The organism is Endozoicomonas sp. SESOKO4, from assembly GCF_024606275.1.
On sequence record NZ_JAHHPS010000533.1, the window covers coordinates 1 to 1362 of the forward strand.

The 1362-nt window shown below is 47.6% G+C and carries 1 protein-coding gene and 1 pseudogene; both read right to left on the minus strand.

All coding sequences use genetic code 11. The annotated features are described in order from the left end of the window. Positions 1-1218: hypothetical protein (locus tag KDK16_RS10365; protein ID WP_257276003.1), on the minus strand; the 1218-nt coding region annotated here is incomplete at its 3' end. 18 nt (positions 1219-1236) lie between these two features. Next, positions 1237-1350, minus strand: a pseudogene (locus tag KDK16_RS13605) (F-box protein); the annotation flags it as partial. Between the last annotated feature and the right edge of the window lie 12 nt (positions 1351-1362).

Here is a 1362-nt window from a genome sequence, read left to right on the forward strand (position 1 = left end):
CACCACAAGGCATTCATCAGGACTGAAGGTAGCTGACCAGATCGCATCTTCGTGGGCAATGGTGGCTGTTTTTACCCATAATCCGGGGGCCTCATGGCTATAAATGTACGCCGTGTTAGCAATACAGGCGGCCACATGACGGCCACTGGCGCTGAACCGGGCTGAGTTGAGTTCCCCATCGTGCCAAATAATGGCTTCTTTTACCCATGATCCAGGTGCCTTATGGCCATAGATCTTCACCGTGCCATCTGTACTGAAGGTCAACAAATGGCGGCCATCGCTGCTGAATTCGGCGAATACGTTTGTTTTACCATGGGAAATGGTGGTTATTTTTTTCCATGATCCATCGGTCTGCAGACCACGGATTTTTGCCTTACCATCACTACTGCTTGTTACCAGGTAGCGACCATCGGTGCTGAAGGTGGCACAATGGATAGTATCTTCATGGGTAAAGGTGTCTTTTACTGTCCACGTTCCATCGTCGTCCTGAACGTAAATGGCGGCAGTGTGCTTTCGATCGGCGACCAACAGATGATGACCATCGGAGTTTAAGCTGGCAAACACAACCGGAAAATTATGCTGAATGGTGGTTTTTTCTTCCCATAGTCCACCGGTCTCCAGTCCATAGATTCTCACCGTCGCATCACCACAATTGGCGGTCACCACATGGCGGCTATCAGAAGTGAAATTGACCGACCGGAGCGTAGTGTTATCAGAAATGGTGATTTTTTCTTCCCATGATCCATCGTCCCCCAGATCACAGATTTTCGCTTTGCCATAAGGAGAGGCAGTCACCAGATGACGGCTATCGGGACTGAAGTTGGCTGATTTGATGAATCTTTTATGGCAAATAGTGTTTTTCTCTTCCCATGATCCACCGGCCTTCTGACTATGGATTTTCGCTACATTATCCGCAACGGTCATTACATGGCGGCTATCGGGGCTGAATTTGGCGTCCATGATCGAGTACCTCTGGGACATTTTGGCTTTTTCCACTAACTCAAACTGTTCACATTGAGACATCCGTTGACTGTTGGTGAAAAGGAGCAGAGCGGGAAAGTAAGCATTATTTCGTTGTTTTACGAGTGACTCGACAGCCTCCTTATTCACAATCGGCTTCAACCAATCACAGAGTTGTTGATCATCTTTTGCCGTAATGAGGGTCTTGAGTTGATATTGGTGTGGTTCAGGGAACCGTCGAAACCATGCGCTTTCCACAGCCCTGTCCTGTTTTACAAGAGTGTGAAGATATTTGCATACCTTTGCTAAACGGGTAACCCCTCGAAAATCCAGGCAGCGAATGATTTTGGAATGAATCTCTACGGGTAAATGGAAGAATGCAGGTTCAATGCTGTTTTGTAC